The 25,952-nt window shown below is 35.6% G+C and carries 23 protein-coding genes and 1 pseudogene; 20 read left to right on the forward strand and 4 right to left on the reverse strand.

The window, feature by feature from the left end; genetic code table 11:
• Positions 1 to 138: 138 nt before the first annotated feature.
• The 3 genes from AC0LWJ_RS00495 to AC0LWJ_RS00505 form a co-directional block, all read right to left on the reverse strand.
• A complete protein-coding gene (locus tag AC0LWJ_RS00495) occupies positions 139 to 1,452 on the reverse strand; it encodes a copper amine oxidase N-terminal domain-containing protein (protein ID WP_474238376.1) in 1,314 nt (437 codons plus the stop codon).
• A 494-nt stretch (positions 1,453 to 1,946) separates the two neighbouring features.
• On the reverse strand, positions 1,947 to 2,186 hold the full coding sequence (locus AC0LWJ_RS00500) for a nucleoside-diphosphate kinase (RefSeq protein WP_474238372.1): 240 nt from the start codon (positions 2,184 to 2,186) through the stop codon (positions 1,947 to 1,949).
• 4 nt (positions 2,187 to 2,190) lie between these two features.
• Positions 2,191 to 3,591, reverse strand: coding sequence for an MFS transporter (locus AC0LWJ_RS00505; RefSeq protein WP_474238369.1), 1,401 nt, complete (start codon positions 3,589 to 3,591; stop codon positions 2,191 to 2,193).
• Between the two features lie 285 nt (positions 3,592 to 3,876).
• Here AC0LWJ_RS00505 and AC0LWJ_RS00510 point away from each other — a divergent pair, with 285 nt between their 5' ends.
• Positions 3,877 to 4,017 carry a hypothetical protein gene (locus tag AC0LWJ_RS00510; protein WP_474238366.1) on the forward strand — a complete coding sequence of 47 codons (141 nt, stop codon included), beginning with the start codon at positions 3,877 to 3,879 and terminating at the stop codon, positions 4,015 to 4,017.
• A gap of 74 nt (positions 4,018 to 4,091) precedes the next feature.
• Here the strand turns inward: AC0LWJ_RS00510 and AC0LWJ_RS00515 are convergent, their stop codons facing one another.
• On the reverse strand, positions 4,092 to 4,232 hold the full coding sequence (locus AC0LWJ_RS00515; RefSeq protein WP_503031448.1) for a hypothetical protein: 141 nt from the start codon (positions 4,230 to 4,232) through the stop codon (positions 4,092 to 4,094).
• Between the two features lie 90 nt (positions 4,233 to 4,322).
• On the opposite strand from AC0LWJ_RS00515, the gene murI reads away from it, so the two are divergent.
• From murI to AC0LWJ_RS00610, 19 genes and pseudogenes are all read left to right on the forward strand, one after another.
• On the forward strand, positions 4,323 to 5,117 hold the full coding sequence (murI, locus tag AC0LWJ_RS00520) for a glutamate racemase (RefSeq protein ID WP_474238364.1): 795 nt from the start codon (positions 4,323 to 4,325) through the stop codon (positions 5,115 to 5,117).
• A gap of 14 nt (positions 5,118 to 5,131) precedes the next feature.
• Positions 5,132 to 6,364: a M20 metallopeptidase family protein gene (locus AC0LWJ_RS00525; RefSeq protein ID WP_474238362.1), complete on the forward strand. Its 1,233-nt coding sequence runs from the start codon at positions 5,132 to 5,134 to the stop codon at positions 6,362 to 6,364.
• A gap of 60 nt (positions 6,365 to 6,424) precedes the next feature.
• Positions 6,425 to 6,868 (forward strand): S-ribosylhomocysteine lyase, encoded by a 444-nt coding sequence (locus AC0LWJ_RS00530; protein WP_474238361.1) that lies wholly within the window; start codon positions 6,425 to 6,427, stop codon positions 6,866 to 6,868.
• 76 nt (positions 6,869 to 6,944) lie between these two features.
• On the forward strand, positions 6,945 to 8,495 hold the full coding sequence (spoVB, locus tag AC0LWJ_RS00535; RefSeq protein ID WP_474238360.1) for a stage V sporulation protein B: 1,551 nt from the start codon (positions 6,945 to 6,947) through the stop codon (positions 8,493 to 8,495).
• 73 nt (positions 8,496 to 8,568) lie between these two features.
• Positions 8,569 to 8,871: a YerC/YecD family TrpR-related protein gene (locus AC0LWJ_RS00540; RefSeq protein WP_284679620.1), complete on the forward strand. Its 303-nt coding sequence runs from the start codon at positions 8,569 to 8,571 to the stop codon at positions 8,869 to 8,871.
• Between the two features lie 67 nt (positions 8,872 to 8,938).
• Complete coding sequence (gene pcrA, locus AC0LWJ_RS00545; protein WP_474238357.1) at positions 8,939 to 11,119, forward strand: DNA helicase PcrA; 2,181 nt, start codon at positions 8,939 to 8,941, stop codon at positions 11,117 to 11,119.
• A 15-nt stretch (positions 11,120 to 11,134) separates the two neighbouring features.
• Positions 11,135 to 13,111, forward strand: a complete 1,977-nt coding sequence (ligA, locus tag AC0LWJ_RS00550; protein ID WP_474238355.1) for an NAD-dependent DNA ligase LigA — start codon at positions 11,135 to 11,137, stop codon at positions 13,109 to 13,111.
• Between the two features lie 54 nt (positions 13,112 to 13,165).
• Positions 13,166 to 13,453 carry an Asp-tRNA(Asn)/Glu-tRNA(Gln) amidotransferase subunit GatC gene (gatC, locus tag AC0LWJ_RS00555; protein WP_474238400.1) on the forward strand — a complete coding sequence of 96 codons (288 nt, stop codon included), beginning with the start codon at positions 13,166 to 13,168 and terminating at the stop codon, positions 13,451 to 13,453.
• A gap of 11 nt (positions 13,454 to 13,464) precedes the next feature.
• Positions 13,465 to 14,934 carry an Asp-tRNA(Asn)/Glu-tRNA(Gln) amidotransferase subunit GatA gene (gene gatA / locus AC0LWJ_RS00560; RefSeq protein WP_474238352.1) on the forward strand — a complete coding sequence of 490 codons (1,470 nt, stop codon included), beginning with the start codon at positions 13,465 to 13,467 and terminating at the stop codon, positions 14,932 to 14,934.
• Entirely contained in the window at positions 14,934 to 16,361 is a 1,428-nt protein-coding gene (gene gatB / locus AC0LWJ_RS00565) for an Asp-tRNA(Asn)/Glu-tRNA(Gln) amidotransferase subunit GatB (RefSeq protein ID WP_474238349.1), read from the forward strand. Before gatA ends, gatB begins: the two co-directional genes overlap by 1 nt.
• A 159-nt stretch (positions 16,362 to 16,520) precedes the next feature.
• Positions 16,521 to 18,148, forward strand: a pseudogene (locus AC0LWJ_RS00570) (peptide ABC transporter substrate-binding protein).
• A 132-nt stretch (positions 18,149 to 18,280) separates the two neighbouring features.
• Positions 18,281 to 19,210 carry an ABC transporter permease gene (locus AC0LWJ_RS00575; RefSeq protein ID WP_474238345.1) on the forward strand — a complete coding sequence of 310 codons (930 nt, stop codon included), beginning with the start codon at positions 18,281 to 18,283 and terminating at the stop codon, positions 19,208 to 19,210.
• Between the two features lies 1 nt (position 19,211).
• Positions 19,212 to 20,129, forward strand: coding sequence for an ABC transporter permease (locus AC0LWJ_RS00580; protein WP_284679612.1), 918 nt, complete (start codon positions 19,212 to 19,214; stop codon positions 20,127 to 20,129).
• Positions 20,130 to 20,142: 13 nt separating this feature from the next.
• The gene (locus AC0LWJ_RS00585) at positions 20,143 to 21,171 is read left to right on the forward strand and encodes an ABC transporter ATP-binding protein (RefSeq protein ID WP_474238341.1); all 1,029 of its coding nucleotides are present in this window, start codon (positions 20,143 to 20,145) and stop codon (positions 21,169 to 21,171) included.
• Positions 21,168 to 22,127, forward strand: a complete 960-nt coding sequence (locus AC0LWJ_RS00590; protein WP_474238337.1) for an ABC transporter ATP-binding protein — start codon at positions 21,168 to 21,170, stop codon at positions 22,125 to 22,127. The genes AC0LWJ_RS00585 and AC0LWJ_RS00590 overlap by 4 nt, the downstream gene beginning before the upstream one ends.
• Before the next feature lie 205 nt (positions 22,128 to 22,332).
• The gene (locus AC0LWJ_RS00595; protein WP_474238335.1) at positions 22,333 to 23,856 is read left to right on the forward strand and encodes an N-acetylmuramoyl-L-alanine amidase family protein; all 1,524 of its coding nucleotides are present in this window, start codon (positions 22,333 to 22,335) and stop codon (positions 23,854 to 23,856) included.
• A 186-nt stretch (positions 23,857 to 24,042) separates the two neighbouring features.
• Positions 24,043 to 24,813 carry a ribonuclease PH gene (gene rph, locus AC0LWJ_RS00600; protein WP_474238333.1) on the forward strand — a complete coding sequence of 257 codons (771 nt, stop codon included), beginning with the start codon at positions 24,043 to 24,045 and terminating at the stop codon, positions 24,811 to 24,813.
• A complete protein-coding gene (locus AC0LWJ_RS00605; protein WP_474238331.1) occupies positions 24,788 to 25,387 on the forward strand; it encodes an XTP/dITP diphosphatase in 600 nt (199 codons plus the stop codon). The genes rph and AC0LWJ_RS00605 overlap by 26 nt, the downstream gene beginning before the upstream one ends.
• A complete protein-coding gene (locus AC0LWJ_RS00610) occupies positions 25,384 to 25,869 on the forward strand; it encodes a metallophosphoesterase (RefSeq protein WP_474238329.1) in 486 nt (161 codons plus the stop codon). The genes AC0LWJ_RS00605 and AC0LWJ_RS00610 overlap by 4 nt, the downstream gene beginning before the upstream one ends.
• The last annotated feature ends 83 nt before the right edge of the window (positions 25,870 to 25,952 follow it).

The raw sequence follows: 25,952 nt of genomic DNA on the forward strand, positions 1-25,952 counted from the left end.
TGCTGTATCAGTTGCTAAAGAAGCCAAAAAAACGGCGCTGATGCTGTTATTGGTTTCAAATGTACTGCTTCCTTACTATATTTACAAAGTTTTTGTCGTTTTTACTAAGCTGTCAATTTGTTTCATCATATAACTAAGTTAATTTACGGGATAAACATGTGCTCTTTCTTCTAACTTTTCATTGCTTATTTGCCCTAATGACCAACCAGGTGTTGTGGTTTCCATAAAATAATACTTTTCTCCGTTATACTCATAATAATAAGGTGCATAACCTAAGCTATATGGAATATCATTATCATTAAGAACGATTCCTACTGCCATATGACCATATTGTTGTCCTGACAACGGATCAAACTTTAATAAAGCTACTTTATAATTCATATTCTTCAAGATAGATGCTAAGAGAATTGATTTATCTTTACAATCTCCGCCATCAACCAAGGTTTGTGCTGGTAATTGAGGTGTTTCTGTAATTTTATATGGAATAGCACCTCCCACAAAGCTTTGCACAAACTCCGCAGTATGAAAATTATCATAACCGTCTGATTGTGCCTGCTTTAATAAATATTTTGAAAGATAACTGATATAAGTATAGTTGTATTCTTCGCTAACCCATGATGTAAGGTTACCATGTGCTGATTCAGAGTAAGAGAGAACTAAGGTTTTAATTTCATCAGGCATATTTGATAACTGTTGGGATTGTTCTACACCATTGCTACTATAAAATTTATTTATTATTTCTGTTATATTCCTATCATATTTTAAAAGATCTGAAGGTACTTCTATATGACAACAATAGGTTTTATTATTATATTTCCAGACAAAGTCTTTACCTATTGTTTGTATCTGTAGCATCGGCTGTGGTGTTGGCTGCGGTGTCGGCTGTGGTGTTGGCTGTGGTACCGGCTGCGGCGTCGGCTGCGGTGCCGGTTGTGGCGTTGTTTCTGGTGTATCTGGGTAATAAACCAGTACCTCTTGATTTGCCTCATTATAATCTACTTTGTAACCAAATGGTTCTGCTACATATCTTGCAGGTACGAATGTTCTTCCAACATCATTACCTGAAGCATCTAAACTTGTTGCAGGTGTTTCCATTGTTGTTGTTACTTCGGCGCCATTCCTTATTAGGGACATTTGTTTGCTGCCAAGTGTGAACTGTATCGTTGTATCGTCTTTAATAAATGTTACAACCTGTGTCTGTTCATCATAATAAGACTCAGCATTTAATGCTTCCGCAAGGTATCTTGCAGGTACTAACGTACGACCATTTGTTTCATATGCAGTCGTATCCATTGTTTTAGTTGTGCCGCCTACTGTATAATTAGTTGAACCTATTGTAAATATTGCTTTATATGTAGGTTTTGCCAAACCTAATATTGGCATTAAAAGAATAGCAAAACAAAGCATAAACCCTATTAATGCCTTAGCTGTTTTCTGCTTTAATATTAACATAAAAACTTCCTCCATCTTTATGATATTGAATTTACATAAATTATTTCGACATAAATCTTAAAAATCCTTTATTTTTAAAAATTTTATAAATGATGTAGTAAATTTTTAGGATGCATTTATTTAAACTTACAATCGTATGTTTTATAATAATGTTTTTGAAGATATTAAAAAAAGCAATTGAATTATTAAAAAGAGTAGCATTACAAGATGTTAAAATAACAAACGGCAAAAACACAAAAACATGAGCAAGTTGCAGTTCAAGAAGGGGGGAGGTCTGCCCAAAAACGGTTCAAAAATGGTTAATGAGATTAAAAATAGCAATAACAGACCAATAAAGTCATAACATACATATTAAAATCAATAACAAAGTCATATACATTTTTCCATATATTATTCCATATTGGTTTGCTTTGCTATGTACAGTTATTTTAGGCATATATTTATCTCCAATAGAGTTTATTCTATTAGAGTTTATGCAATGTCCAGAAAAATATTCATTTGAGTTTAGGGAAACATAATAAGATTTCTCTTTTTGCAGATTCTACACTGTTAGAACCATGTATAATATTATATGTAGTATCACTGGCAAAATCACCCCTTATTGTTCCGGGAAGTGCATCTTCAATTTTGGTAGCTTTTAATCTTAAACCCTTATTTTCATATCGCTTTAATATATCACTGATTAGTCCTCTTTTAACCCCGTCAGGTTTTACAATAGCCAAAGTTTGCTCCATAAAATCATTCCTTTCTATTATTGGTTATTTTAATATTGTCCCTGACAAGAGAAGTTACAGCGCATATTAGTGAGAAAATTCCTGCAGCTATATAAGCATCTTTTAGTGCAGTTAAAAATGCATTGTTTGCGGGATAATTTATAGACTTATAAAATTTAAGCATGTTAGTAAATATTGCAGTACCAGAAGCGATTCCCATAACCATACCAATATTTCTCATTGTAGCCAAAAAAGCTGAAGATATTCCTAATCTGCTTTTTGGTACGCTACCCATTATTGCACTGTTGTTTGGGGTCTGGAAAATAGCATTTCCTATTCCAAAAATCGAAAGACGTATCATTACATCAAACATAGTTGATCTAAAATTTAATGTAGACATCAGAAAAAGAGCAAGTGCAGATATCAATGCACCTATTGTTGATAAAATCTGAGCACCATATTTGTCAGATAATATTCCGCTAATAGGAGCAACTATAAACATGACTAAAGGGAAAGCCGTCATAATAATACCCATTTTTTCTGTACTATAACCTATGTGCTGTAGTAAAAAAGGTGTTAAAAAAGTCATTGTATATTGAGCCATGAAATTTAAAAAAGTGCTTATATTACCAAAGGTAAAAGAACGTATTTTAAAAAGAGTAAAATCGAGCATTGGAAAACTTACCATTTTTTCAACTGTTATAAATATTATAAATGATATTATATAAATAGCAAGAGTTATATTACTTATGGAAGAGGTCCAGCCCCATTCGCCGCCTTCTGATATATATAGAAGCAGAGTGGATAAAAAAATAAATCCGAATATTGATCCTAAAATATCAAATTTTTCTTTAACACCAGTATTATTTGGTATTACAATATGTGCCCAAATATAGCCGGCAATACCTATTGGAATATTTATATAAAAAATTGATTTCCAACCAAGATAAGTCAAAAGAAATCCGCCTAAAGTAGGGCCAATAGCAAGACCTATAGATATAGACATTGCATTGATGCCAAGAGCTTTTCCTCTTTCTGAAGCAGGGAAAATGGAAGTTATTATTGCTGACGACATAGACATCAGCATTGCTGCACCAACAGCCTGAAAGGCTCTTAAAAATATAAGTATATATATATTTGCTGATAAAGTTAAAATAGCAGATGCTATTGAAAATGTTAAAAGTCCCGATTGATATAATTTCTTGTAGCCAACCATATCTCCTAGTCGTCCAAAAGTCATCATAAGACTGCTTACTATCAAAAGATATATCATTGATACCCAGCTTACTGTTGTTATGTTAGTGTTAAATATTTTTGTAAAAGCGGGCATTGCAATATTGACTACACTACAATCAATAGGTCCCATAATACTTCCAATTACTACTGCTGAAAGTATAATCCATCTATTGTGTTCTTTTTGTATCATCTTATGCACCCTCCAGTATTATCGATTATATCACAGCTTATAAACAAATAAAAACATTGAAAAAATTTTATGAAATATAATATGTATGAGTGAACTACACCGCTAATAAATTGGCGCACTTCGCACTCCTATAAGTATTTTTTCTGCTGTCTGGGTACAGATAATCTTATTTTGCCGTCCATGATTTTAACCATCTTACATTGAAATTTGTATGTTTGTATCCTGGCGGTTTTGGATTTTTTATTCCGCCGGTTGTTCGTAAATTTGTTGAATAGATGTGAATAAATGGTAGACATAAAAAACCTCATGGTTGTTTCTTTTTTTACAATAATTATTAGTTTTATTGATACATTATCATATTCGATAAGACCATCAGGTGTTAGAATATATAAGATTGCAGTAGAGGCTCACCATCATTACTTGTGATATTTTGAAAAAATGGTATTGCCCGCTTTTGCAGTCCCTTTCCAGATGAGTCAAAAGGGGACATACCTTAATTGTCAACATCTTGCTATAATACCTCTAAAAATTCCAGTTGCTCTTTCAATTTGCCGAATTGAGAAGCCTTCTTCCTCTTTTAGCTGTTTGATAATTTTGTTTTGCTCTGGTTTTGACAATAATCCAATCTCTTTTTGACACACTTTTTATAAAACAAAAAGCTCTTTATTTTTTATACTATAGAAATTTGTGATATGATATAATAGATATTATAAATCATAGGATGTGGTGAGATGGACTTAAGACCCATAGGAGTATTTGACTCAGGTGTCGGTGGACTGACGGTATTAAGAAGGCTTGTTGAAATATTACCCGGAGAGGATTATATTTATTTTGGGGATACTAAAAGGGTGCCTTATGGTGATAGAAGCAAAGAGGAGATAAAAAGATTTGCTGGGCAAATCATAAATTTTATGAAAGAAAAAAATGCAAAGGCTGTGGTAATAGCCTGCAACACAACCTGTGCAACAATAGATAAAAAGGAATATGATGCAGTGCTTTTTGATGTGCTTCAAGCAGGGGCAAAAAGTGCTGCTCTGTTTACAAAAAACAAAAAAATAGGGGTTATTGCAACTAAGAGAACAATTGAAAGCTTAAGCTATGATAAAAATATAAAAGCCATCAATGAAGGTATAGAGGTTTATTCTGCTGCCTGTCCGGATTTTGTACCTCTTATTGAAAGAGGTCTTGCGAATAGTGATGAGGCATATGAATCAGCATATGAATATTTAAGCGGTTTTAAATATAAAAATATAGATACCCTTGTGCTGGGATGTACCCATTATCCCATAATATCTGAAACAATAAAGAAAATTGTTGGGGAAAATATAAAATTGATTGACCCTGCAATTAAGCTTTCTTTTGATGCTAAAGATTATTTAAAAAAATACGATTTGTTAAATCCTCAGGCAAAAGGTAATATACAATTTTTTGTAAGCGGGGATAAAAACAACTTTATTAAAGCCGCTGAAGTATTGATGGGTGAAAAATTTACATCTATAAACACAATTGATATAGAAAACTATTAAAGTGGGGGATAAGTATGCTAAATATTTTATCAGAAGCGAAAAAAATCGAAGATGAAATAATAAATTTAAGACGCAAAATTCACATGTACCCTGAACTGGGTTTTGAGGAAACAAAGACATCCGAACTTGTATACAGTTATTTAAAGGATATTGGTCTTGATGTAAAAATAATGGCTAAGACAGGCGTCGTTGGCTTGTTAAATGGGAACGGTGATAGGACAATAGCTATAAGAGCTGATATGGATGCGCTTCCTATTCAAGAGGAAAATGATATCGACTATGTATCAAAAATACCCGGTAAAATGCATGCATGTGGTCATGATGTACATACTGCCATACTGCTTGGGACAGCAAAACTCCTTTCAAATATGAAAGATGAACTGAAAGGTAATGTAAAGTTTATATTTCAGCCTGCGGAAGAAACCACCGGTGGAGCACTGCCCATGATTGAAGAAGGGGTTCTGAAAGATCCTGATGTTGATGGGATCATCGGGTTGCATGTTGACCCAGGAATTGACGCAGGGGAAATAGGGATTACATATGGTAAGGCTTATGCCTCGTCAGATATGTTTGATATCACAGTAAAAGGTAAAAGCGGACATGGGGCTGAGCCTCACAAAACCGTTGATGCGATAGTAATAGCAGGGAATATAATAAATGTACTTCAAACAGTTGTAAGCAGAAATATAAATCCTTTTGAGCCCGTAGTTATAACAATAGGCAGTATTAAAGGTGGAAATGCAAGGAATATTATTGCCGATAAGGTAGATATGTCTGGAATAATTCGAATGTTTGATGAAACAAAAAGGGATGAAACTGCATCAAAGATAAAACACCTTGCCGAAAATATTGCAGAAGCCATGGGTGGAAGTATTGAATTTTCATGGATTCAAGGCTATCCCTGTCTTATAAATGATGAGAAAATGATTGAATTGGTAAAATCAAGTGCATTAAGCATACTAAGGGATACCAATATAAAAAATATTATGCCGACACTGGGGGTTGAGGATTTTGCATATTTTACGAAATATGTACCGGGATGCTATTACAAACTTGGATGTGGAAATAAAGGAAAGGGAATAGATAAACCTATACATAGTAACAAATTCAATATTGATGAAAAATGCATCTTAATCGGTATGGCAGTACATGTCATGACAGCCATTAATTTTTTAAATGAAGTAAAATCAGAATGTAAGCATGAACGTATTTTAAAAAAATTATTTAATTACAGTGATTCATTATGATTTATGTAAGGAATAACTCATATGTTATTGATAATTTATTAAAAACAGGAGGGATTTTTCATGGATATAAAAGTAGAAAGTTTTAGTCTTGACCATCGTACTGTTAAAGCGCCATACGTGAGAAAGGCCGGTATTCTTACAGGACCTAAGGGTGATATCATAACAAAGTATGATATCAGGTTAACACAGCCTAATGTTAACGCGATTCCGACTGGCGGATTACACACGTTGGAGCATTTATTTGCGGTGTATTTCAGGGAATATATGGATGATATTATAGACATATCTCCAATGGGATGCAGAACAGGCTTTTATATGATAAAATTTGGTGACACTTCAGTTGAGGAAATAAAAGAGGTGCTGAAGAAGGTACTAAATAAGGTTATAGAGTCGAAAGAGGAGGATGTTCCTGCCACTAATGAGATACAATGCGGCAATTACCGAGACCATTCACTTTTTACGGCTAAAGAATATGCAAAAGAGGTCTTATCAAAGCTGAATTAGTATTAAATAATCGTTAACTCTCTGTTTTATCATATATATTAAGTACCGTGAATAAACTTATTGTGAGGTGTAATATATGCGCAATAGGTCATTTGTCCGCGGTGCTTTTATTTTAACAATTGCCAATATAGTTGACAGGGGAATAGGTTTTGTTTTCCGGATAATTTTATCGAACCTTTTAGGTTCGGAAGGTACCGGCATATATCAAATTTCACTGCCAATTTATTTTGTTTCAATTACCTTCATAACATCAGGAATTACTGCTGTGATATCAAAGTTTATTTCTGAAGAAAGAGCTAAGGGGAATAAAAGAAACATATTCAATATTATGAAAGTGTCCTTTATTATCGTATTTATAATAGGTTTTCTGATATCTGCAGTTTTATTTTTTAATGCTAAATACATTGCAGAAAACATCCTTCATGAACCAAGGGCGTACCTTGCAATACTTATTTATTCACCAGTACTTATCATTGTTTCTTCATCTTCTATATTTAAAGGTTTTTTTCAGGGTTTTATTAATATGATACCGGCGTCAATATCGGAAATAGTTGAGCAGATAGTGAGGGTATCACTGACACTGTATCTCTTTAGTATTTATACAGGTATAAAAGTTGAATATACCGTAGCAATAGCGATATTCGGCATAGCAATAGGAGAGGTTATAAGTTTTTTAATGTATGTATTTTTTTATAGAAGTGAAAGAAGATACATAGACAAGGAATTAAAAGATAACGGCGGCAACTTAAGTTGTCTTTATATAGGGAAAAGCATCATTTATACATCTATGCCGATTACCTTTTCTAAAATGATTGTAAACATACTGGATTTATTTGAATCCCTTATAATCCCGCAAAGGCTTATTATATCGGGGCTTACACATAAGGAAGCAGTTTCTGAATATGGCAAGCTTTCTGGTATGGCATACCCCCTTGCATATATGCCGGCAGTAATAACAATGAGCCTTTCAATAACGATTTTACCGGCGGTATCTGAAGCGGCTGCCCTTAAACAGTGGGAGACAGTACGTTTAAGAATAAATCAGGCAATAGGATATACAACGATGATTTCATTTCCTGTAATAATATTGTTTCTTGTAATTCCAGATAAGATATCAATGCTTTTATATCCTAAAAGTCCGGGAGTTGCTGAGCTTGTTAAGGCAATCGCTGCCGGAAGTATATTTGCTTATATGGAATCTATTGTATCAAGTATATTAAATGGACTTGGAAGGCAGAATGTCGTACTGAGGAATTCTGTTATCTGGACTGTCATTGCGGTAGTTGCAATGTATTGCTTTGTAGCAATACCTGAATGGAGGCTTTTTGGTTATATTTATGGTTATATTTTCGCAGACGCCTTAATTTTGATTTTGAATATGTTTGCTTTAATCAAATTGACAAAATTAAAAATAGATTATCTGAACTGGTTTATTAAACCAATTATTTCTGCCGCTGTTATGGGTATAATTGTTTTGTTTTTATATAGTCAGTTTTTAACCCTAAATTTATGGGTAAACATCTTTTTATCTGTTATAATCGGGACTATTGTTTATTTTGCAATTAATGAAGTATTAAGGCTTCCTTATATTGCGGATATTAAAAAAATGATTTTATTTAGAAATTAAAAATTGAAATATAATTAAAAGTTCAGTACAATATAAATGATTATTTAATACGTTTTGAGAGAGGGATAGGAGTATGTACGATTCCAGAATCCGAGATGAACATGTGGACAAGCTTTTTGAAGCGATTTTAATGTTAAAAGATATTAATGAATGTTACCGTTTTTTTGAAGATATAGCCACAATAAATGAAGTAAAATCATTGGCACAGAGGCTGCAGGTTGCCATGATGCTTAATGATAAAAAGACATATTTAGAAATAGCTGAAAAGACAGGTGCAAGTACTGCCACAATAAGCCGGGTAAACAAGGCATTGAATTATGGGGCAAATGGATATAAGATGGTACTGGATAGATTTGAAGAAAAAAATCAGACATAAATCAATTTAGACTGTTTCTATTGATAAAACCGGCGTGAACTACTACAATATAAATAAGGAAGTGAAATTGATGAATATTTTTGATAAACTTAATGACAAACAGAAAGAGGCTGTATTAAGGACAGATGGTCCCCTTTTACTGCTGGCAGGGGCAGGCAGCGGCAAGACAAGGGTGCTTACACATAGAATTGCATATCTTATAAAAGAAAAAAAGATATCCCCTGCAAATATTATTGCAATCACATTTACAAATAAGGCGGCAAAAGAAATGAAGGACAGGATAGAAGGCTTATTGGGATATGTCGGAGACTTATGGGTTTCGACATTTCATTCCGCCTGTGTGAGAATTTTAAGAAGGGATATTGAAAAAATCGGGTATGACAGGAATTTTGTCATATTTGATACTACAGACCAAAAAGCCCTTATAACAGACTGCATAAAAGAATTAAATCTCAATGATAAGCAGTTTACACCAAAGGGAATGTTGAATGCTATTTCTTCGGCAAAGGATAAGATGATAACACCTGACAGATATTTGCTTGAATGTGGCAATGACTTTAGAAATAAAAAGATATGTGATATTTATGAATTATATGAAAATAAATTAAAAAAGAATAATGCACTGGATTTTGACGATATTATAATTAAAACAATTGAATTGTTTAAAAAAGATGAATCTGTGCTAAAATATTATCAGAATAAATTCAGATATATTATGGTGGATGAATATCAAGATACAAATACGCCTCAATATAAGTTTGTCAATATGCTTGCATCAAAATACCGCAATCTATGTGTGGTTGGCGATGATGACCAAAGTATATACGGCTGGCGGGGTGCAGACATTAAAAACATACTTGATTTCGAGAAGGATTATCCGGATGCATGTGTGATAAAGCTTGAGCAGAATTACCGTTCTTCTCAGACGATACTTGATGCAGCAAATTATGTAATTGATAATAACATAAAAAGGAAAAAGAAAAAATTATGGACTCAAAATGGGAATGGTGAAAAAATTACCATATGTGAACTGAACAATGAAAGAGAGGAAGTAACCTTTGTTATAGAACAGATAAAAGAATTAACGCAAAAAGGCAGGAAATATTCTGATTTTGCCATTTTATACAGAACAAACGCACAGTCACGTATATTTGAAGAGGCTTTAATGATGAATGACATACCTTATAAACTAATCGGAGCATTGAGATTTTATGACAGAAAAGAGATCAAGGATGTTATGGGGTATTTGAGAATTTTGGTAAATCCATATGATGACATATCATTAAAGCGCATAATCAACGTTCCCAAAAGAGGTATAGGGGATACTACGATAAAGGTTCTCGAGGAATATGCCCAAAATAACAACACAAGCATGTTTTTTGCAATAACAGAGGCAGATATAAATCCAAAGGCTAAAAAATCAGCAAATGAGTTCAAAATATTTATGGAAGAAATGATGAAAGAACTCAATTTCTTGTCAATAACAGAAGTAATAGACCGCATCTTAGAAAAAACAGGTTATATTGATGAACTTAAAGCTGATAATACAAAGGAGTCTGAAAGCAGAATCGAAAATATAAATGAGTTTATTTTAGCGGCAAAAGAATTTGAAGAAAACTCGGAAGATAAGTCCCTCGAAGCTTTCCTTTCAGGAATAACCCTTGTATCAGATATTGACACAGCAGGAGAGATCGGCGACAGTATAGTTTTAATGACCTTGCATTCAGCAAAAGGCTTGGAATTTCCGGTTGTATTTATGGTGGGTATGGAGGATGGCATTTTTCCCGGTTCCCGTTCTTTTATGGATGAACATGCCCTTGAAGAAGAAAGAAGGCTGTGCTACGTAGGTATAACGCGCGCAAAGGAACTTCTTTATATGACATATGCCAAGACGAGGAATTTATATGGGAGGACGCAGTATAATGCATCTTCAAGGTTTTTAAAGGAGATACCTGATGAACTTGTCGTGACATATGACAAAGGAGGAATTCAAAAGAGTGTGTATCAACACATATCATCATATATAAACAACTTTGTAACGTGTATTGATGCAAAACATGCCAGCAAAAATAAAAATGATAATAAAAATTTTAATCTTGGCGACAGGATAGAACATAAGCTTTGGGGGCAGGGTACCGTTGTAACAGTTGAAGGAAGCGGTGAGGACCTTGAAATAGTTGCAGCTTTCCCTAAACTCGGTTTAAAAAGGCTGTCTGTCAAATATGCCCCAATAAAAAGGATATCCTGATAATGGAGGAATCACATGAACCCTGAAGAAAAAATAAAAGAATTAAAAGACAAGATTAATTATCACAATTATAGGTATTATGTATTGGATAGTCCGGAGATATCCGATTATGAATATGATATGATGATGAGAGAACTTATTGAACTTGAAGAAAAATATCCCGAGTTAAAGACGCCGGATTCACCCACACAGAGAATAGGGGGAGAACCCCTTAAATTCTTTGAGCCATTTACACATAAAGTACCTATGTTAAGCCTTGCAAATGCTTTTTCAATTGCTGAACTTAAAGATTTTGATAGAAGGGTACGGTCTGCTGTAGGTGATGTGGAATATGTGGTTGAGCTGAAAATTGATGGGCTCTCGGTAGAATTAATATACGAAGAAGGGATTTTTACGGTCGGCTCCACAAGAGGTGACGGATTTGTGGGAGAAAATGTAACATCAAATCTAAAGACTATTAAATCCATTCCTTTAAAGCTTAAGGATAATCTAAACCTTATAGTCAGAGGAGAAGTTTTTATGCCGAAGGCAGCCTTTGAAAGACTCAATGCAAGGAGGTTAAAAGAGGGGAAAAGTCTATTTGCAAACACCAGAAATGCGGCAGCCGGTTCTTTGAGACAGTTGGATCCTAAAATAACAGCAAAAAGAGATTTGGATATTTTCGTGTTTAATTTGCAGTATATAGAAGGTGTGAATTTAAAAACACATATAGAAGCCTTAGACTTCTTAAAGGAACAAGGATTTAAGGTAAGTCCGTATCTTATTAAATGTAAAAATATAGACGAAGCTATAAAAGCAATAGAATATTTAAATACGGTAAGGGCAAACCTTCCTTTTGATACGGATGGTGCTGCTATCAAGGTAAATCAATTGGATAAAAGAGACTTGTTAGGGGCTACCGCAAAAGATCCAAGATGGGCAATTGCCTTCAAATATCCTGCAGAGAAGCAAAAGACCAAGATTAAAGATATAATAATACAGGTTGGCAGGACAGGCGCTCTAACCCCTACTGCAATATTTGAACCGGTTAAAATAGCAGGTACGGTTGTTAGCCGTGCTACACTCCATAATGAGGATTACATAAAAAACAAAGATATACGGATAGGTGATACGGTAATAATTCAAAAGGCAGGTGAAATAATACCTGAGGTTGTTGAGGTTGTCAAAGAGGAAAGAACCGGTAAAGAAAGGGTATTCACAATGCCTGATAAATGTCCGGAATGTGGTGCACTTGCAGTAAGGCTTCCCGGTGAAGCTGTAAGGAGATGCATTGGGCTTAATTGTCCTGCACAGGTGAGGCGCGGTATTATACATTTTGCATCAAAGGATGCCATGGATATTGATGGCATGGGGGATGCTGTTGTAGCACAGCTTCTTGATAACCATCTTATACATAATATTGCCGACCTGTATTATTTGAAATATGATGACTTAGTTAAGCTTGAAAGGATGGGTGATAAGTCGGCAAAGAATCTTTTGAATGCTATTGAAGAAAGTAAAAAAAGGGACTTAAACAGATTGATTTACGGGCTTGGAATTAAACTTGTAGGAAGTAAAGCGGCAAAATTGCTTGCAGAGCATTTTAAAACGATGGACAATCTTAAAAAAGCAAGTTTCGAAGAATTAACAGATATACCTGAGATTGGTCCTAAAATAGCGGACAGCATTATAGCCTTTTTTGAAGAAAAACAAAATCTTAAAATATTAGATATGCTGAAAGCAGCCGGGATAAACATGGAAAAATATCAGGAGAATAAAGCCGGCAATATATTTGAAGGCAAGACCTTTGTTTTGACAGGAACCCTTAAAATTACAAGGGATGAAGCAAAAAAGCTTATTGAAGACTTGGGCGGTAAGGTGACGGGTTCTGTAAGCAGAAAAACCTCATATGTGGTTGTAGGCTCAGAACCGGGTTCTAAATTTCAAAAAGCTAAGGAACTAGGGGTTAAAATAATTAATGAAAAGGAATTTGAAAACATGCTGAAACAGTGATATAATCGTATGCATAAATATTATACAGTTGTTAATAAAAAGGAAGGTGTTAATATGGCTATAACAAGAGAAGAAGTTGAGCATGTTGCAAAACTTGCGAGGCTTAAATTTTCAGATAAAGACCTTGACAGATTAGCAACACAGCTTGACAGTATACTTGGATATGTCTGTAAATTAAATGAACTTAATACGGAAAACATTGAACCGACAGCGCATATTGTACCGATAAGCAATGTATTTAGAGATGATGAAGTAAAACCATCAATGGATAGAGAAAAAATATTAATGAATGCTCCTAATAGAGAAGATGGATGCTTTAAAGTTCCTAAGATAATAGAATGAGGAGTGAGAAAATGGAATTATATAAACTTACGATACATGAACTGCATGACCTTCTAAAAAAGAAGGAGGTTAGTGCGGTAGAGGTAACAAAAGCATTTCTACACAGGATAAAAACCGTAGAACCATACATAGATGCCCTTATATGTACAACTGAAGATTATGCATTAAAACAGGCTGAAGATGCCGATAAAAAAATAGCACAGGGAATTATAAATGACCTTACAGGGATACCTGTAATAATAAAGGATAATATGTGTACAGAAGGTGTAAAAACAACCTGTGCCTCAAAAATGTTGGAGAATTTTGTACCCCCTTACAATGCAACGGTTGTTGAAAAATTGGCAGAAGCCGGCTCTGTTATGGTTGGTAAAGCAAATATGGATGAATTTGCCATGGGTTCATCAACAGAGAATTCCGCATTTAAAATAACCAAAAACCCGTGGGATTTAGAGAGGGTTCCGGGCGGGTCGTCAGGTGGCTCTGCAGCATCTGTTGCAGCAGATGAAACCGCATATGCCCTTGGCTCAGACACAGGAGGTTCTATAAGGCAGCCTGCATCCCTTTGTGGTGTTGTAGGCATGAAACCAACATATGGGCTTGTATCCCGTTATGGGCTTGTGGCATTTGCCTCATCCCTTGACCAGATAGGACCCTTGACAAAGGATGTTCAGGATTGTGCAATTGTATTAAATGCGATTGCCGGACATGACCCGAAAGATTCTACATCTGTTGATAAGAGAAGGAAAGCAGATTATAAAGAATTTTTAAAGGAAGATATTAAGGGCATGAGGATAGGATATGCTAAGGAATTTTTCTCTCATGGTCTTGATGAAGGAATAAAGGAAGCAATAGAATCTTCAATGAAAATATTTAAAAACCTTGGAGCAGAAATAGTTGAGGTTTCGCTTCCACATCTTGAATATGCATTGGCAGCATATTATATAGTAGCATCAGCAGAAGCCAGTTCAAATCTTGCCAGATATGACGGCATCAGATATGGACATGCCGCATCAAATTACGATGACTTGATTGATATGTACATGGTTTCAAGAAGTGAAGGCTTTGGCAGAGAAGTAAAAAGAAGGATAATGATAGGTACATATGCCTTAAGTTCCGGATACTATGATGCATATTACAATAAGGCATTAAAGGTAAGGACATTAATAAGAAAAGATTATGAAAAAGCATTTGAGAAATGCGATTTGATAGCCGGACCAACATCGCCGACAGTTGCATTTAAAATAGGTGAAAGAGTAGAAGACCCATTGACAATGTACTTAGCAGATGTGTATACAGTACCTGTAAATATAGCAGGTTTACCGGGAATGTCAGTACCATGCGGTCTTTCAAAGGGAATGCCTGTTGGCTTGCAACTTGTAAGCAGACCTTTTGATGAAGGGGTACTCTTAAATGGGGCATATGCTTTTGAAAAATCACGTAATTTCAATGAAAAACCTGTAATAAAAGGGGTGAGGGAATAATGAAATATGAAGCGGTTATAGGTCTTGAAGTGCATGTAGAGCTCTCTACAAAAACCAAGATATTCTGCAGCTGCACGACGGAATTCGGCGGTGAGCCGAATACCCATGTATGTCCTGTATGCCTTGGACTTCCGGGAACACTGCCTGTATTAAACAAAAAGGTTGTAGAATTTGCCGTAAAAGCAGGAATTGCCTTAAATTGCGAAATTGCTCAGTTCAGCAAATTGGACAGGAAAAATTATTTCTATCCGGACCTTCCAAAAGCATATCAAATTTCACAATATGACCTTCCCCTATGTAAAAATGGCTATGTTGAAATAGAAACATCTGAAGGGAAGAAGAAAATCGGATTGACAAGGCTTCATATCGAAGAAGATGCCGGAAAATTGATGCATGAAAATCTTGAAGGTTCACTGGTTGATTACAACAGGACAGGAGTGCCCCTTGCGGAGATTGTTTCAGAACCTGATATAAGGACTCCTGAGGAGGCATATGAATATCTTACTAAATTAAAAAGCATATTGGAATATTGCGAGGTATCAGACTGCAAAATGCAGGAGGGCTCTTTAAGGGTTGATACAAATATATCGATGCGTCCTGTAGGTGCTAAGGAGTTTGGAACGAAAACAGAGCTCAAAAATCTTAATTCATTTAAGGCTGTCCAAAGGTCCCTTGAATATGAAATCAAAAGGCAGACAAAAGTCTTAGAAGAAGGCGGAAGCATAACGCAGGAGACCAGAAGATGGAATGACCAGAAAGGTATAACCGAGATAATGAGATCAAAAGAAGAAGCTAATGATTACAGGTATTTTCCAGACCCGGACTTAGTTCCGATTATCATAACAAATGAATGGAAAGAAGAAATAGAGAAATCCCTGCCGGAGATGCCTTATCATAAGAAAGAAAGGTTTATTTCGCAATATGGGATACCGGAATATGATGCGAATGTAATAACATCATCAAAGGCTTTGGCAGGTTTCTTTGAGAAATGCGTAATGGAATATTCATCTGCAAAAACCGTCAGCAATTGGGTAATGGGTGAAATGATGCGACTTTTAAAAGAAACAGGGGAAGATATTGAAGATGTTCCTATAAAACCCCACCAAATGGCTGTACTTTTAAAGCTTATAGATAATGGCACAATAACGGGGACGATTGCAAAGACGGTTTTTGAGGAAATCTTTAATACAGGCAAAGACCCTGAGAAGATCGTTGAAGAAAAAGGCTTAAAACAAATGGACAATGAGGATGAGCTGAGGGAAATCGCAGTAAGAATTATAAAGGAAAACCCAAAGTCTGTTGAGGACTTCAAGAATGGGAAGGATAAATCCATAGGCTATCTTGTGGGGCAGGTTATGAAAGAAACAAAAGGCAAGGCAAATCCACAGATTGTAAATAATATCTTAAGAGAAGAGCTTGTAAAATAAGGATAATGAAAAACACCCGTTTTACGGGTGTTTTTCATTATATAGTATTATTTTGTATTTGGATATGTGGACAAACCGTGGTATAATAAGAAATGGAATACAGGCATCGGGGTCTTTTAATCAATAGACTATTAAATTATTGTATTGGAGGGAAATTGAATGAAAGGCAAAAAATTAGTGGTTTTAAGTATTGCAGTATTATTAGCAGTTTCTTCCGTATTATTTTCCGGCTGTTCTGCGAAAAATCAAGGAACATCAACACAGCAGGTATTAAATCTAAATCTTCGTGCTGATGTACCGAACCTTGACCCGCAAAAAGCCACAGACGTAATATCTTTTGATATCCTAAATGAAGTTTTAGAAGGTTTGGTAAGATACAATAAAGACGGTAAGATTGAAAAAGGCTCCGGACTTGCAAAGGATTGGGATATATCCTCAGATGGATTAAAATACACGTTTCATTTGAGGGATGCAAAATGGAGCGATGGTAATCCTATAACAGCACAGGATTTGAATATGCCTGGAAAAGAGCCCTTGATCCAAAGACAGCCTCGCAGTACGCATATCAGTTGTTCTACATCAAAGGCGCTGAGGAGTATAATTCTAATAAAGGAACGGCAGACCAAGTAGGGGTAAAAGCCCTTGATTCCAAGACACTGGAAGTAACATTAAAAGCCCCGACACCGCAGTTTCTAAGCTTAATGTCATTTCCAACATATTTTCCGTTAGAAAAATCGGTTTATGAAAAATACGGAGATAATATCGGTTCAGCTCCTGATAAATTGGTATATAGCGGTCCTTTTGTGTTAAAGACATGGAACCATGATCAAAATATGGTATTGGAGAAAAATCCAAATTACTGGGATAAGGATAATGTCAAGCTTGAAAGGGTCAATTTCAGTATGATAAAGGATAACAACACATTGGTTCAAAATTATGATTCAGGTACATTGGATGAAATTGGTGTTCCAAGCGATTATATGGATAAATTCAAAAACACACCTGAGTTTAAAACACAGCCGCTTGCAGAAAATTGGTATATACAGTTTAATAATAAAAACCCTATATTTAAGAATGCAAATATAAGGAAAGCATTTGCTTTGGCTCTTGATAGAAAAGCATTTACAAAGGATGTTTTGAAGAATGGTTCATTACCTGCAGAGGCTGTTGTACCGCCGGGAGTACCCGGTTACAACGGAGAGTTTAGAAAACAGGCAGGTGAAGCTTATTTTAAAGATAATGATGTAAAGGCAGCAAAGGATTACCTTGATAAAGGATTAAAGGAGCTTGGCTTAACAAAGCTTCCTACGATCAAATTCCTTGGAGACGATACAGATACAGCCAGAAAATATGACCAGGCTTTACAGCAGATGTGGGAGAAAAATCTCGGTGTAAAAGTAGAGCTGCAAAATGTGGCATTTAAGGTAAGGCTTGATAATATGAATAAAGGTAATTATGAAATGGTATTAGCCGGATGGGGTGCCGATTACGATGACCCTATGACCTTTCTTGATATGTGGCAGACAGGAAATGGCAATAACACGGCTTTCTACAGCAATCCGGAATATGATAAGCTGATCGATGAGGCGAAAGTAAATACTAATCTTAAAGCAAGGAATGAAGAGCTTATTAAGGCAGAAAAATTACTTATGGAGGATATGCCGATAGCTCCCTTGTATTATCAGACATATGCATATGTTGTAAAGCCTTATGTCAAGGATTATATTGTGCCGGTATTTGGTTCGGAATTTGAGATAAAATGGACATATATTGAAGGTAAAAAATAGATTTAATACTTTAGATGCAATGTCGGATCTTGTAAATGATTCGGCATTGTCTTATTTTGTGTCTTGATAATTAGTCTAAGTTGTTATAGAATTATCTTGTTTGATGATCTAATATAGAGGGGGTTTGTGATTTTGCTGAATTATGCGATTAAAAGAACGGTTTACATGTTAATAACATTATGGGTTATTGTAACACTGACTTTTTTTCTGATGCACATGATTCCCGGAGACCCTTTTTTGAGTGAAAAAAGGGTTCCGGAGCAAATCAGGCAAAATATGCTTGCAAAATACCATCTTGATAAGCCATTAATTGTACAATACGGTTATTACTTAGATAATGTATTACATGGTAACCTCGGTATCTCACTGAAATATTTAAACAGGACGGTAAACCAAGTAATTGCAGATTCCTTTCCAGCATCACTGCAATTGGGTTTGCAATCAATCCTTTTAGGGGTTGTTTTTGGATTATTTTTTGGTATTGTTGCGTCATTGAACAGGGGAGGACCTTTGGATTTCATATCGATGATTTTAGCTGTTATTGGCATTTCAGTGCCAAACTTCATCATTGCGACATTACTGCAGGTTATCTTTGCATCACAGCTTAAATGGTTTCCGGTTTCAGGATGGGGTGGTTTTCAATATACGGTTTTGCCCTCAATAGCCTTATCTTTTGCGTCTTTAGCAATTATTTCCCGTATGATGAGAACCAGTATGCTGGATGTCATAGGGCAGGACTATATAAAGACAGCAAAAGCAAAAGGACTGTCACGCATGCAGATTATATGGAAGCATATGATTAGGAATGCCATAATGCCTGTAGTAACGGTATTGGGACCGCTGATAGCAGGGATTGTCACAGGAACCTTCGTTATTGAAGGTATCTTTGGGATTCCCGGGCTTGGAAAATTCTTTGTTCAGAGTATATATGATGCTGATTATACAATGATTCTCGGCACAACGATATTTTACAGCAGTATTCTTGTTGTAATGATGTTTATTGTTGATATTGCATATGGATTTATAGATCCGCGGATAAGGCTTGCTAAAGGAGGGAAATAGCTTGGTGGAAATAAAAAAGGAGAAATTTCAATTTGTCGGACATGATATTGAAGCCAGTCAGGCAATTACTAGACCCAGTATGAGCTATTGGCAGGATGCATGGAGAAGGTTAAAAATGAATAAGGTTGCAATGGCTTCTCTGGTTTTTCTCATCCTTTTGGGGATAATGGCATTAATCGGACCTTATTTAAGACCTTTTAATTATGCAGATCAGGACTTGCTAAATACAAATAAAGGAATATCAAGCATACATTGGTTTGGTACAGATTATCTCGGAAGGGATATATTCGTAAGGGTTTGGATAGGAGCAAGGATATCCTTATTTATAGGGATAACGGCTGCTGTCCTTGATGGAATAATCGGGGTTATATATGGAGGTATTTCAGGATACTTCGGCGGTCAGACAGATAATATTATGATGCGTATCGTTGATATACTTTACGGGATTCCTTATCTTATTCTCGTAATATTATTGATGGTGGTTATAGGACAAGGCTTATGGACAATAATTATTGCTATGGTTATTATCGGATGGGTTGGGATGGCAAGAATAGTTAGAGGACAGGTACTTCAGCTTAAAGAGCAGGAATTTGTTCTTGCTGCAAAGACACTGGGGGCAAGCTCCGGCAGGATTATTTCGCGGCATTTGATTCCAAATACATTGGGACCCATAATCGTAGCAATAACCTTTGATGTGCCGAATGCGATATTTACCGAGGCATTTTTAAGTTATATCGGGCTTGGCGTACGTCCTCCTATGGCAAGCTGGGGAACATTAGCAAATGATGCCACAAGGGTTCTTTTGATGTATCCGTATCAGTTGTTTTTCCCGGCATTTTTCATAAGTGCAACAATGCTGGCATTTAATTTACTTGGCGATGGTTTGAGAGATGCTCTCGATCCAAGACTTCGCAGGTAGGAGGAAAGTAGTAATGGAAAATAGAAAAATATTATTGGACATACAAAACTTAGAGTATTCATTTGACACATATGCCGGCGAGGTTAAAGCGGTAAGGAATGTCAGCTTTGATGTATTAAAGGGTGATGCCCTTGCAATTGTCGGTGAATCCGGTTGCGGCAAATCCGTTACAATGCAGGCGGTCCTAAGGCTTAATCCGGAACCACCGGGCAGGTTTAAGGCAGGGCGTATAATATTTGACGGTAAGGATATATCAAAATATACAGAGAAACAGATGCAGTCAATAAGAGGTTCGGAAATAGGCATGATATTTCAGGACCCGATGACATCCTTAAATCCGACAATGTCGATCGGTAAGCAGATAGCAGAGGTAATTATAAAGCATCAGAAGCTTTCAAGGACCAAAGCAATTGAAAAAGCCAAGGATATGCTTGATATTGTAGGAATTCCAAATGCTGATAAGAGGATTAACCAGTATCCACATGAATTTTCCGGTGGCATGAGACAGAGAGCTATGATTGCAATAGCACTTGCCTGTAAGCCTAAGCTTCTGATAGCAGATGAACCTACCACAGCCCTTGATGTAACAATACAGGCACAGATATTGGATTTAATGAAGGATTTACAAAAGGAATTCAATACCTCCATTATTATAATTACACATGACCTTGGTGTTGTTGCAGATATAGCGGATAGAATAATTGTAATGTATGCAGGTAAGATAATAGAAAGAGGAACAGCTTATGAAATATTTAAGAATCCGCAGCATCCATATACATGGGGGTTGTTGAAATCTGTCCCGCGGCTTGATGCAGAAAATAAAGAAAGGTTGGTACCTATCATTGGCACACCACCGGATTTATTTGCTCCACCTCCTGGCTGCCCATTTGCTGCAAGATGCGATTATGCCATGAAGATATGTTTAGAGGCTCCTCCTGAGGAAACAGAGGTAAGCGATACACATAAGACAAGCTGTTGGCTTAAGCATCCATATGCACCTTCAGTTGAAAGTAGTATGGGGAAAGGGGGTATTAATACATGAAGGACACTATATTATTAGAAGTAAAAAATTTAAAAAAATATTTTAATGTAAGCGGCGGCGTATTAAAGGCTGTTGATGATGTAAGTTTTTATATAAGAAAAGGTGAAACACTTGGTCTTGTCGGTGAATCAGGATGCGGCAAATCAACAACCGGCAGAACAATTATAGGTCTATATGAAGCAACAGAGGGCTCTGTGGTTTTTGATGGAATGAAAATCCATAATATGAGGAAAGATGTAAGAAAGAAATTTACAAGGAAGGCACAGATGATATTTCAGGATCCATATGCATCTTTAAACCCACGCATGACGGTGGGTGATATTATAGGAGAAGGTATTGACATACACCATCTTTATAAGGGAAAAGAGAGAATGGAGAGGATATATAATCTTCTTGAAACGGTAGGGCTAAACAGGGAGCATGTCAACAGGTTTCCCCATGAATTTTCGGGAGGACAGAGACAAAGGATTGGCATAGCGAGGGCGATGGCAATAGAGCCTGAGTTTATAGTGTGTGATGAACCTATATCAGCTCTTGATGTATCTATACAGGCGCAGATTGTCAATCTCCTTATGAATTTACAGCAGGAAAAAGCCCTGACATATCTTTTTATCGCACATGATTTAAGCATGGTTAAGCATATAAGCGACAGGGTTGCTGTAATGTACTTAGGTGTAATTGTTGAAATGACGGAAAGCGGAGAACTTTATAAAAATCCTCTGCATCCATATACAAAAGCTCTTTTATCTGCTGTACCCATACCGGATCCCGATATAGAAAAAAACAGGGAGCGTATAATTTTAAGAGGTGATGTGCCAAGTCCGATTAATCCTCCTGAAGGCTGCAGGTTTAAAAACAGATGCAAATATGCAATGGATATATGTGGTCAGGTGACACCTAAATTAAAGGAGATTGGCAATGGTCATTATGTTTCTTGTCATTTATTTAACAAATAGTACAAATAAAAACAGGATATAACAGTATAATACTTTTTTATCCTGTTCTTAATTTGATGCTAACATATATCAAGTAAAAATAAAGTTAATAAGCATAAAATTAATCTTTTTGTAATATGTTTGTAACCGCTTTGTAACACAAATATAATAATATTAAACTATATAGATTTTATGCCGATTAAATTCTTAGGAAGGGGTGAAAGATTTGAAAAAAGTTTTTACATTTTTGGCTTTGGTTTTAACCTTATCCTTCTTTTACATAACAGCATATGCATTTTCACAAAATATTGTTCTTGATGGCAAGGGGATATGTTACAACGGACCGGATATTTCAATAACCGTAGATGGCAATTCATTTAATACAGGAGATAATCCTCCGCTTATAATCGATGGCTCTACGTTGGTTCCGGCAAGGTCTATAAGTGAAAGACTTGGTGCGAATGTTAAATGGGATGAAGACACTCAAACTGTTACGGTAACAAAAGATAAGGTTTTTAAATTCAAGATAGGAAGCAATAATGCAACGGTTGATGGCAAAAATGTTACCTTGCAGGCACCAGCAAGGTTAATAAATGGTGGAACCACATATGTGCCGATACGTTTTCTGTTTGAAAGCCTTGGATACAAGGTAACATGGGTAGATGATAAAAATTTAATACAGGTGACAAAAATTATGCCTTTACCAACGTTGGTAGCTGCTAAACCAGCACAGGTTGTTAATAATGTCAATATTATAAATTTTGACAAGGCAGAGGATAATGGTACACTGACAGTAAGTATAAAGGCAGACGGACCAATAAAATACGTTAAAGGAGACATATCAAATCCTGACAATTATCGTGTATATTTCGACCTTCAAAATGCTGTAAATCAAGTATCAAAGAAACGGATCGATATCAATGTTAATGGGCTTAAAGATGTAAGAATTGGGCAATTTAATAATGACCCTGCTGTAACAAGGGTTGTATTAGATATGGATCATAATATACCATATAACGTTAATACATCAGCAGATGGAAAAACATTGAATATTTCTTTTAACAATATGAAACCCAATACCGTCATTGCTGAGAATTCACCTAAACCAGACAGCAATAATCAAACTGTTCTTATAGCGACAGCACCAATTTCCGTATCAAGAGGAAACGAAAGAAATCCGATTCCAAATAAAAAAATTATATGCATAGACCCTGGACACGGAGGATATGATTCGGGAGCCGTTGGGAACGGGCTTCAAGAAAAAGACATAACATTAAAGCTGGCATTAAAAGTAAGAGACCTTTTAAAGAACAGCTGTAATGTTATTCTTACAAGGGATAGTGATAGTACCTCGTGGGATAGTTATACCGATCTGCAGGCGAGATGTGACATAGCCAATAATGCGAATGCAGATTACTTTATTTCTATACATGTCAACTGTGCATCTGGGACGGATGGGACAGGCTTTGAAAGCTATTTTTATAGAAATGCACCGCAGGCATCAAAGGACTTAGGTCAAAAGATTCACGACAGTCTTGCCGCCTTTTACGCTTCAAAGGGTTTTTGCGACAGAGGGTATAAAGAATGCGGCTTCTATGTTCTTGCAAATACAAATATGCCTTCTACATTAATAGAAAATTTATTTATTAATAATCCCAGCGATGCAAAGGCACTATCTGACGATAATTTTTTAAATGACCTTGCAGGTGCTATTGCGAATGCTTTAAAAAATGCCCTTAACCTGCCTTGAGATGGTTAGAAAACAGGTGAAGACAGATGTAAAAATACCAAAACAGGAGGATTTTAACCTGTTTTTTTCTTTTGTTTCCTTGTAAATTAGTAAAAAAGGATTTACAATAAAGAGGAAAGGTTATAATAACGGATATTGAAAACAGATTAAGGAAAAAATGATAATAAAAATGAAAGGAATGAAGACATGAAAAGAATCGATGGAAGAGATTACGATGAATTAAGACCAATTAAGATAACAAGGAATTTTAATAATTATGCTGAGGGTTCTGTATTGATAGAGGTTGGAAATACGAAGGTTATTTGTACGGCATCGGTAGAGGATAAAGTGCCTCCGTTTCAAAAAGGAACAGGAAAAGGGTGGATAACCAGCGAATATTCCATGATTCCAAGAGCAACTGAAATCCGGACACAGAGAGAAGCAACAAGGGGTAAACAGTCGGGAAGGACAATGGAGATACAAAGGCTTATTGGAAGAGCATTAAGAGCTGTTGTGGATTTAAGCCTTCTTGGAGAGAAGACCATCTGGATAGACTGTGATGTTATACAGGCTGATGGAGGTACGAGGACAGCATCAATAACAGGTTCTTTTGTTGCACTTGTAGATGCTGTAAATAAACTGATACAAAAAGGCACGATAAATAAAATGCCCGTAAAAAACTTTGTTTCAGCTGTAAGTGTGGGAATTGTTGATGATAAGGAACTCCTGGATTTATGTTATTATGAGGATTCAAATGCCCTTGTTGATATGAATATTGTTATGACGGATAAAGGTGAGTTTATAGAGATACAGGGAACAGGCGAAGGAGGTCCTTTTCCAAAAGAAAAATTTAACAGTCTTATGGAACTGGCGGAAAAAGGTCTTAAAGAAATAATAATTATACAAAAACAGGTACTGGGTAAACTTGCCGATAAAATAGGAGTGGAAAATCTTGAGGTTAATAGTAGCGACACATAATATAAATAAGATAAAAGAAATCAGGGAAATTCTTTCTGATTTTGATATAGAAATTTCTTCAATGGCTGAAATAGGTATACAGGAGGAAATAACTGAAACGGGAAAGACCATTGAAGAAAATGCATTAGTAAAGGCAAGGGCTTTAAAAAACAAAACGGAAGGATTAATAATGGCAGATGATACAGGACTTTTTGTAGACTACCTTAATGGTAATCCCGGTGTTTATTCTGCAAGATTTGCCGGAGAAAATGCAACATATGAAGATAATAACATGAAACTTTTAAAAATGCTTGAAGGTGTGCCTTTTGATAAAAGAACGGCACATTTCAAAACAGTAATAGTTTTACTTAATAAAGATAAGGAAACAGTCATTGAGGGAAGATTAGACGGAAGAATTCTATACAAACAGAGAGGGAAAAATGGATTTGGATATGACCCGATATTTTATGTTGATGAAGCTAAAAAAACATTAGCAGAGATGACTCTTGAAGAGAAAAACACCATTAGCCACAGAGCAAGGGCTTTAAATAAACTTAAAAGCTATTTATATAAAATAATGGGGGATAAGGAATGAAGTTATTTGTAGTAAGCGATACTCATGGCATACTCAAATACGTTCGGAATTACTTAAAGCAGGTTGATGATATAGATTATATAATACATCTCGGAGATTATTATACGGATGCAGAGACATTATCAAAAGAATTTAATATACCGACAAAGTATGTTTATGGGAATTGTGATTTTGCAGACAAGGATAAAGCGGATAAAATAATTGAAATTTGTGGTAAAAAGATACTTCTTACACATGGGCACAGGTACCATGTAAAATTTGAAAAAGATACTATAATTATAAAAGCCAAAGAATCAAAAGTAGATGCGGTTTTCTTTGGGCATACCCATATCCCGATGATATCAAAGCATAGTGATATTTTACTGTTAAATCCGGGAAGTGCTTCAATGCCAAGAGGAGGTTCAAACAGGTCTGCGGCAGTTGTTTCAATAGAAAACAATGAAATAATACCGCAGATTATAAACCTTGATGAAATAAATTAATATAAAAATTTTAAATAGGGTGTTGACAAATGAGGTTAATCCTGATATAATCTTTAATTGTCAGAGCAATATAATAAGTCTTT

The organism is Aceticella sp. 75b-Ac, assembly GCF_056032965.2.

Coding starts and splice junctions, on each gene's coding strand:
- gatC (WP_474238400.1), top strand. CDS start 13,166: ATGGCTATAACAAGAGAAGAAGTTGAGCATGTTGCAAAACTTGCGAGG.
- AC0LWJ_RS00610 (WP_474238329.1), top strand. CDS start 25,384: ATGAAGTTATTTGTAGTAAGCGATACTCATGGCATACTCAAATACGTT.
- AC0LWJ_RS00585 (WP_474238341.1), top strand. CDS start 20,143: ATGGAAAATAGAAAAATATTATTGGACATACAAAACTTAGAGTATTCA.
- rph (WP_474238333.1), top strand. CDS start 24,043: ATGAAAAGAATCGATGGAAGAGATTACGATGAATTAAGACCAATTAAG.
- AC0LWJ_RS00500 (WP_474238372.1), bottom strand. CDS start 2,186: ATGGAGCAAACTTTGGCTATTGTAAAACCTGACGGGGTTAAAAGAGGA.
- ligA (WP_474238355.1), top strand. CDS start 11,135: ATGAACCCTGAAGAAAAAATAAAAGAATTAAAAGACAAGATTAATTAT.
- AC0LWJ_RS00495 (WP_474238376.1), bottom strand. CDS start 1,452: ATGTTAATATTAAAGCAGAAAACAGCTAAGGCATTAATAGGGTTTATG.
- AC0LWJ_RS00530 (WP_474238361.1), top strand. CDS start 6,425: ATGGATATAAAAGTAGAAAGTTTTAGTCTTGACCATCGTACTGTTAAA.
- AC0LWJ_RS00540 (WP_284679620.1), top strand. CDS start 8,569: ATGTACGATTCCAGAATCCGAGATGAACATGTGGACAAGCTTTTTGAA.
- AC0LWJ_RS00510 (WP_474238366.1), top strand. CDS start 3,877: ATGGTAGACATAAAAAACCTCATGGTTGTTTCTTTTTTTACAATAATT.
- AC0LWJ_RS00505 (WP_474238369.1), bottom strand. CDS start 3,591: ATGATACAAAAAGAACACAATAGATGGATTATACTTTCAGCAGTAGTA.
- gatA (WP_474238352.1), top strand. CDS start 13,465: ATGGAATTATATAAACTTACGATACATGAACTGCATGACCTTCTAAAA.
- AC0LWJ_RS00590 (WP_474238337.1), top strand. CDS start 21,168: ATGAAGGACACTATATTATTAGAAGTAAAAAATTTAAAAAAATATTTT.
- spoVB (WP_474238360.1), top strand. CDS start 6,945: ATGCGCAATAGGTCATTTGTCCGCGGTGCTTTTATTTTAACAATTGCC.
- AC0LWJ_RS00525 (WP_474238362.1), top strand. CDS start 5,132: ATGCTAAATATTTTATCAGAAGCGAAAAAAATCGAAGATGAAATAATA.
- gatB (WP_474238349.1), top strand. CDS start 14,934: ATGAAATATGAAGCGGTTATAGGTCTTGAAGTGCATGTAGAGCTCTCT.
- murI (WP_474238364.1), top strand. CDS start 4,323: ATGGACTTAAGACCCATAGGAGTATTTGACTCAGGTGTCGGTGGACTG.